The organism is Cohaesibacter sp. CAU 1516 (assembly GCF_005771485.1).
Lineage (GTDB): Bacteria > Pseudomonadota > Alphaproteobacteria > Rhizobiales > Cohaesibacteraceae > Cohaesibacter > Cohaesibacter intestini.
The window spans coordinates 388103-395826 of record NZ_VANT01000004.1 but is presented as its reverse complement, the minus strand read 5'-3'; the positions used below and the strand labels follow the sequence as shown (position 1 = coordinate 395826).

Genomic DNA, 7724 nt, shown 5'->3' with positions numbered 1-7724 from the left:
AACAGGAAGTTGGGTTGAACCATTATGAGGGAAGAAGTTGGCGTGGATTTCATCATCATGTCAGTCTGTGCATCGCTGCTTATGGGTTCCTTATCTGCCAACAGGCAGCCATTTCCCCCTCAGGACCAACTAAAGCCCAAATCGTCACGCAATTTGCCATTTCCAAAACGTCACAAAAACCGGCCGCCACCCGCAAGGCTGCAAAGGCATAATCCCACCTCAATCGCAACCTTGCGTATTCTCATCGCACAATCCCTAGTGAAATCTCTCGAATTCTGCCCATGTTGTCGAAGAAAATGGAATAGACAAAAATGCACAGCCAGAAAAGTGACGCAGTAGGATTAGATGGCTTTGCGCAAAGGTTTTGTTATTACTTCGCGACACTACGCAAAGATACAGATATGTTTGACCATCTCCTGCATTTCGCAGGAGAGCGCTTTGATCATCGGCGAAAGGTTCTTGCTGAGATTTGGGACGCTTTATGTCTGCAAAAGGCCGCATGTGGCAAATACACGCTTTGCAAAGATGTAAGACCTTATTTGGAGCAATGGTGGCTTGGGCTGCGGGAAACCTGGGGCAACAGCTCTCTTCCTCCATCTTTTATTCGGCGGATTGGTTTCGCAATTTTTCGGTATTTGATTGTCTTTCAGTTTTTGCTCGGTAAATCTCGCAATCCAATTGACCTAGAAACCGCAAAATTAGCCACCAGCTTTGCCGAATTTCATTTGCACAGTACGCTGGCGCTTGTGCAAATGTACCATGCTGCTGCAACAAGCAATGTTCAGCTCATAGCTTCAAAAATGAAATCGCTGAATGACAATGGCAAATCCTCGGAATACCGCGATGTCTCTAGGAGTATGAGTGTACCTCAAAGGGAAAAATTTTCGCCGGGCGAAATGTCAGAAATTGTGTCCGTGCTCAAACAGATTGAGCACGTGCCACCTCTGTTTGATAAAGCTGATGATTTGAAGACCATATCATCAGCTCTGATTGCTGAAAGAGACCGCGTGGAAGATAATTTGAGACTCAATGAACGAAAGCGCAATGAACGCAGGCTGCGTGATTTGAAGAAAAATGCAAAGTCCTAGTCGCCCCGTGACATGCAAGTTTTATCGTCGCCGATTTGGAAACGGCGGCGATAATAGTATCAGCAAACATGAAATTCCTAAGTTTAGGTTCGGAATCTGTGAGTTGAAAATTTATTTTTAATGTTGTTTTTTAGAAAAACAATACTATTTTCCAAAGGAGATCTGTGAAGAACTAGGGGAAGGGAATGTATAGAACTGAAATCCCATTCTAGGTAAAATAAATAAGTGGCGTATCAACGTTGCCCGTTTCGTGAATAAAGTTGTCTTTCGCTATTTGTTGCCGGTTGTGTAGCGGTGATTTTGTCTGATCGGCTTGAATTTGTGTTGTTTTGTAATAATGCTTGAAGCTTCATTTCGAACAAATCGATCATTTCGCATCCAATCCTGTATATGGTATTTCTGGGCAAATACAGGGCATTCAAGTCGCGAAGGTCATAAAGCTTCATAATGTGAGCTGCTCTATGGACAATATCCATCAGCAATATACATTTCCGTCCTAGCAATGCCGAATACTCTTGATCTGCTTCTGCTCCTTCCAGCAATTCGCGTGCGCGTCTCCATTCTTTATCCAAAAGTTGGTTGGCATCGACTTTTCTCTGGTATTCCTCTGGTACCAACTGGATTTCCTGTTCATACCGCTTCTGATAGAGATCCATTATTGCCAGAGCAAATTCAGATATCCTTTCTTGATTGAGCTGGATTTTGCCAAAGTCCATCATGCGGTGGTCTCTCATATATGAGAGTATGTTTATGCAAAGATATTGTTGGCTCTTTTGTCTGTTGAAAGAAAGTGAAGCTAAAATTTTTGTATTCATTTCAATTTCCCTATTTCAATAAATAAGTTCAGTAAATAATATAGGGGTGAAGGCGCACAACGGATAAAACAATGTTTTATCCTGAAAGCCTGCAATATAGATGTCACTGTTTTCTCTAAGGCATTCGGTAAAAACTTTCTCGAATAGATGTAGATCAGAAAAGCGCGTTGCCAAGGTGGGGCAAACTGAGTCTCATCTGCGTTATATTACGCGGACCCAAGCTGCACGTATCGTTTTACGTAAAAGGATTTTTGCCCCATCAGATGCTGCAGTCGCAGAACAAGCTGAGGCCGATGCGTTGAAACGTAAGGGGCGGGTCTGTGAACGACTGATTGTTGCATTGCCGCTCGAAGCATCGCCAGAGCAAAGGAAAGAAATGGTTGAGGCGTATGGCGATCACCTGACCAATGGAAAAGCCGCCTTCATTGCAGCTATCCACGATCAACACGGCAATGACATAAATAATCCTCATGTTCACTTCGTGCTGTTTGACGTATTTGAGTGCTCCGGAGGGCGAGGAAGACCCAAGAGTATATTGGGCTTTGCCCGGAAGAATGCCATTGAAAATGCAGCGCGGGATTGGGCTGAAATCCATAACCGTATGATGCTTGATTGGGGTTATGGCAAGTCTTCAACTATCAGTCATTTGTCATATGCGGACAGAGGAATCGACCAAATCCCGACCATTCATGAAGGCCCAACCTCCCGATCTATTTCTCCTGGAAAGCGACAATCAAAGAAGGAATGGCGGCACATTGATGAAGGCCATACTCGCTCTGAAGCCAACAATATTATCCGTGAAATAAATAAACTGATTGAAAGGACTGATGATGTCAATGAATCTAACAATAGACTGGGAAGATCTGATGATCTCGACCGAACGTGCGGCAAAAGCAGCATCCCACAGGAGCGAAAGTGCGGTGGCCGGGCTCGCCTGCCTTTTGAAGACACAGCAAACTCACGATCGAATTCTTGGGGTGAAATTTCCGGAAATGCTGGAGAGACTGGAGGCCCAAAATGTCAGTATGGAAACCCAGATGCACAGTTTGATCCAAAAGGTCGACCTGCTGTCGGAAAGCCTAACTCAAGAAAAGACCAAGGCCACATTCCCTCATTTCTGGGTTTTGTTTCTCGTGTTTTTCGTCGGCGTCGTGTCCGGAGGGTATTTCGAACACTGACAATGCTTCGCGACACTCTAAAGGCTAAACACGAGAAGCAATTGAAATCATCAATCAGCTCTCAATCAGGGCCATTTAAAAAGGAGCCGCTTTCACAATCAGATCTTTCCACCAACTGCAATTCGAAAAGGAGAGAACAAATACCAAAAATAGAACAAAGATGAAACAAAATCCGTTGCGCCCTGAGTCATGTCTTGCCATAATGTCAAAAAATGACACAGTTTTGATTCAGGAAGAATTGTTTTGAAGAAAGAGTTGAAAACCGATTTTACGCGATTGAGGGAACAAGCTGGCCTCACTCTGGAAGAGGCTGCCGAATTTACGAAAGTTTCGCTACGATCAGCCTATCGTCATGAAAATGGAGAATGCTCTCCATCTCCTCTTGCCTTGGATCTTTTGTCGAAATTGGCCGAAGAAAAGAGAGATTCCCTCGGTCTTAAAAGGTTTCGATTTATCGATCTCTTTGCAGGGATTGGAGGGCTGAGAGTCGGATTTGAAAATATTGGTGGCAAATGCGTATTTACGAGCGAATGGGACAAATACGCCCAAGAGACATATCGCAAAAATTTTCCTGATGACGAAAGCCACGTCTTTGCCGGTGATATCCGTGAATACTCCGAGAGCGACGAAGCCCTTGCCCGTATTCCAGCGCACGATGTTCTTTTGGCAGGCTTTCCGTGCCAGCCTTTCTCTATTGCAGGCGTTTCAAAGAAAAATGCCTTGGGAAGGCCTCACGGCTTCCTAGATGCAACTCAGGGAACCCTCTTCTTTGAAGTGGCCAAAATTATCAAGCATCATCGACCGAAAGCCTTCCTTCTGGAGAATGTAAAAAATCTTCAGCGTCACGACAAAGGTCGGACCTTCGAGACGATAATGCGCGTCCTGCAGGATGAGCTGGGCTATCGGATTGAAACAAGAGTTATAAGTGCAAAGCCTTGGGTTCCTCAAGGACGGGAGAGGATTTTCATTGCTGGGTTCTTGGATCTCGAGGCCGAATTTTCTTTTGATGATGTCGTGTTTCCAGATGGCCCTGAACCGACATTGGCAAGCGTATTGCTTCCCAGTGTACCGGAAAAATACACCTTGACGCCGAAGCTTTGGCAATATCTCCAAGATTACAAGGCAAAGCACACAGCCAAAGGGAATGGCTTCGGATTTGGTTTGTTTGGTCCAGGCGATGTCGCCAGGACACTTTCTGCACGATATTATAAAGATGGCTCCGAGATACTGATTGACCAAGGAAAGGGTAAGCGACCCCGCCGTCTTACTCCCAAGGAATGTGCACGTCTTATGGGCTTCGAGCGAGGAAATCGAGTTTGGGAAATTCCGGTTTCAGATACCCAAGCTTATAAGCAGTTCGGGAATGCAGTCGTGGTTCCTGTTGTTGAGGCAATCGCAGAGGCAATGAGCGCTTGGTTGCCAAATAGTCAAAGTGACGACGCTGCCACTTTTGCCGAAGGCGATGGCTTGGAGGATAAAGCAGTGGCCAATGGCTGATATTGTCACTGCAGATGTGCGAAGTCGGATGATGTCGGGAATCAAGGGCAAGGATACGAAACCCGAACTCTTGGTCCGTAAAGCCCTCCATCGATCAGGATTTCGTTATCGCCTACATGTGAAGGGGTTACCGGGAAAGCCTGATCTGGTTTTTCCAAAATGGAAGGCGGTTATTTTTGTGAATGGCTGTTTTTGGCACGGACATGACTGCCATCTGTTTCGGTTACCTGCTTCAAGAGCTGACTTCTGGCGTGAAAAGATTGCCGGAAATGTTGAACGAGACGATCGGGTAGTGGAAAGCCTTAAAACTGCGGGCTGGCGGGTTGCAATTGTGTGGGGGTGCGCTTTAGAAGGGAAGGAGAGGCTGGATAGCGAAGAAGTTCTGTCATTACTTGCCGAATGGCTTCAGGGAAATGCCGGCACGCTCGAAATCCGTGGAGTCGCGGCATGATTGAAACCCTTGAGGCATTGTGTGGTTTGATGAGGCAGGATGGTGCCGAACTCATCTACACCAAAAAACTTTCCCCGAACGATAATTCCAAAAACCAAGTTTATCTGGGTGGAGATTTTTCTGTCCTGAACATTTTACCCCATGGTGCTGTCGAGACTGACGAAACGGAGATGGCCGGAAGTGTCCGGCATCGCGCCAAGGCTCCTGTTGAATTCTACTGGATGGATGAGGAAGGCAAATACGACGCTCCGAACTGCCAGCTTATTCTTTACCCAAAGTATCCAGAAGTGAGAATGTCTGGTTTTCTAAAGGGCTGCCGAAATGCACCTGGAGATGTTATGCGGGTGAGGGATGAAGGGCGTGTTCTTTTCTTGGGCGTCACAAGGGATGGCCGGGTTTTGGGCTATGCAGCTGCGGCAAACAGTTCACTGGCTAAGGCTGTTTATGCGCAGGACTTTTGGGAAGAAACAGGGGTATTTCTAAAGATACCGACGTTGCTGGGTGAAGCCGACACTCGCTCTCGCCTGATTGACACATTGACCGCCATTTATCGAAAACACTGGATACCGTCCCAAAAGATTGGATCAGATGGGCTTCCACATCCCTACATGGCTCGCAATGGCGGAGGATATACCCTTGAATCAGAGCTTGGGATTTCCCCCAACGGATACGCCGAACCAGACTACCTTGGCTGGGAAATTAAACAGTATGGTGTAAATGATTTTGAGACCTTCAAGGCCAAAACCCCGGTTACCCTGATGACGCCAGAGCCGACAGGCGGATGCTATCGGGAAAATGGCGTAATCGAGTTTCTCCGGCGATACGGTTATGCGGATAAGAGCGGCAAACCGGATCGTATCAATTTTGGTGGAATTTATGCCTGCAACAAAGCTGCTCATGCAGAGACCGGTCTCAAGCTTCGAATGGTGGGGTATGATCCGGAAAAATCCAAGATCACCGATATGAATGGCGGGATTGCTTTGCTCGACCAGAAGGACGATCTGGCAGCATTGTGGAAATATTCAGGTATTATTGAACACTGGAACCGCAAACACGCTCAGGCAGCATATATACCATCTCTGTTTCGAAACCCTCCTCCAGAATACAGCTATGGACCGAAAATCCTGCTTTGCGAAAAAACCGATTTGACCCTTTTTCTGCAGGCGGTGGCTGACGGCGTGGTTTATTATGATCCCGGTATAAAGCTGGAAAAGGCTTCAACAGACCGGCCTGTAGCCAAAAAACGGAGCCAGTTTCGAATCCGGCACATCGATCTGACGCAAATGTATCACCAGAGTGAAATTGTGGAATTGGAAGTACAATGACACTTCCTGACCGACTAGAACAATTAATCGAGTTTGATGTTGAAACATCTCGAGTTTCAAGTCGAGAGGGCAAGACGCGCGAGTTTAAAGACGTATTTGATCGTGCAAACTTGGCTTATTATGGAAAAACACTAGCAGCCTTTTCCAATACAGATGGTGGAACAATTATTTTTGGGGTTTCGGATAAACCACGCTTGGTCAAGGGATTTGACGAAGCAGAGCTTTGTGATGAAGCCGATATAGTAAGCCATCTTCGAGATAGCTATCATCCAGAGATCCCCTTTTCGACGAAAACTTACGATTATAACGGAAACATTGTTTTTGCTATTGAAGTTGTCAAATCTGCAAATCCTCCAGTTATTTGTAGAAAAGGACGATCAAAAACAGTCCGTAAGAATGACGGTTCCTCAAAAGACAAACCCATAACAACTGAAGGCACAATCTATTTCCGCTATTCTGCTCAATCTCGGTCAATTGACTATTCTGAACTACAGTCTCTACTTGATGAGCGGGAACGGAAGAAAATGAAGGCGATATTGGAGAATCTGAAGATCATCGACAGGGTTGGATATGAACGAGTTGGGATTGTGGATACCTCTGCATTGGCAAAACAGGATGGTGTGACCAATCTCTATATTTCGAAAGAAGCCACAAAAGGCATGAATTTTATCGACAAAGGAAAATTCGTTGAATCCGAAGAAGAAGGCGCTCCGGCATATGTCGTTGCTGGGCAGGTGAGATTGAATGAGGTCATCCATGCTCCGTTGGAAGACGAAGATAAAAACCTTCCATCGGAAGTTTCTAGAATACTGACCCCTCTGATTCATGAAATTTATGGACAAGATATGGGAATTTCTCCCCAGCAGATAACCAAGCTTATTGTTTTTTACGACCTTGAGCATATGCCATTTCATGAATACGATAAAAAGATAAAACGGAGATATATCACTCGCAGGGGTATAGAAGCGCTGCAAGAAAAAATACGAAATAATCCGCTAGAAGCAATTCGGGCTTTTGGAAGCAAAGAAAAAATTGCTGCTTTTGAACAAAAAGCTTAGCAAAAACAATCTATATCTCAAGTTTACAAAAGCCGCTCAACCTGCGAAGGGAGCGGCTTTCAAATCAGGGCGGGATTCGAACCCGCGAGACCCAGAAGGCCCGTCCCATTTTCAATGGGATGCAATCGACCACTCTGCCACCTGTCCACAATCGAGATTGTGGCGGAACCTGATTTGTCACAGGTGGGCCAGAACTTGTAAATGAAACTTTGGACTATAAATTTCTTCGATATACAAAAAGCTTATCCATAAAGAGACTGCTTGTGCTCGACTTTTCAGTGGCCTTTAAGGCCAGCAAAGAGGGGCGGCTTG

At 45.7% G+C, this 7724-nt stretch carries 7 protein-coding genes and 1 pseudogene; 7 read left to right on the top strand and 1 reads right to left on the bottom strand.

Features of this window, described 5'->3' with window-relative positions:
• A pseudogene (locus FDK21_RS20955) lies at positions 1 to 212 on the top strand (IS701 family transposase); the annotation flags it as partial.
• A gap of 99 nt (positions 213 to 311) precedes the next feature.
• Complete coding sequence (locus FDK21_RS13360) at positions 312 to 1088, top strand: hypothetical protein (RefSeq protein ID WP_138148993.1); 777 nt, start codon at positions 312 to 314, stop codon at positions 1086 to 1088.
• Between the two features lie 233 nt (positions 1089 to 1321).
• Here the strand turns inward: FDK21_RS13360 and FDK21_RS13355 are convergent, their stop codons facing one another.
• Positions 1322 to 1903, bottom strand: coding sequence for a hypothetical protein (locus FDK21_RS13355; protein WP_138148991.1), 582 nt, complete (start codon positions 1901 to 1903; stop codon positions 1322 to 1324).
• A 100-nt stretch (positions 1904 to 2003) separates the two neighbouring features.
• On the opposite strand from FDK21_RS13355, the gene FDK21_RS13350 reads away from it, so the two are divergent.
• From FDK21_RS13350 to FDK21_RS13330, 5 genes are all read left to right on the top strand, one after another.
• Complete coding sequence (locus FDK21_RS13350) at positions 2004 to 3245, top strand: MobA/MobL family protein (RefSeq protein ID WP_138148989.1); 1242 nt, start codon at positions 2004 to 2006, stop codon at positions 3243 to 3245.
• A gap of 79 nt (positions 3246 to 3324) precedes the next feature.
• Positions 3325 to 4578 (top strand): DNA (cytosine-5-)-methyltransferase, encoded by a 1254-nt coding sequence (gene dcm / locus FDK21_RS13345; protein ID WP_281405409.1) that lies wholly within the window; start codon positions 3325 to 3327, stop codon positions 4576 to 4578.
• The gene (locus FDK21_RS13340; protein WP_138148985.1) at positions 4571 to 5029 is read left to right on the top strand and encodes a very short patch repair endonuclease; all 459 of its coding nucleotides are present in this window, start codon (positions 4571 to 4573) and stop codon (positions 5027 to 5029) included. Before dcm ends, FDK21_RS13340 begins: the two co-directional genes overlap by 8 nt.
• The gene (locus FDK21_RS13335) at positions 5026 to 6354 is read left to right on the top strand and encodes an MvaI/BcnI family restriction endonuclease (RefSeq protein ID WP_138148983.1); all 1329 of its coding nucleotides are present in this window, start codon (positions 5026 to 5028) and stop codon (positions 6352 to 6354) included. Before FDK21_RS13340 ends, FDK21_RS13335 begins: the two co-directional genes overlap by 4 nt.
• Positions 6351 to 7412 (top strand): ATP-binding protein, encoded by a 1062-nt coding sequence (locus tag FDK21_RS13330; RefSeq protein WP_138148981.1) that lies wholly within the window; start codon positions 6351 to 6353, stop codon positions 7410 to 7412. The genes FDK21_RS13335 and FDK21_RS13330 overlap by 4 nt, the downstream gene beginning before the upstream one ends.
• Positions 7413 to 7724: the final 312 nt, after the last annotated feature.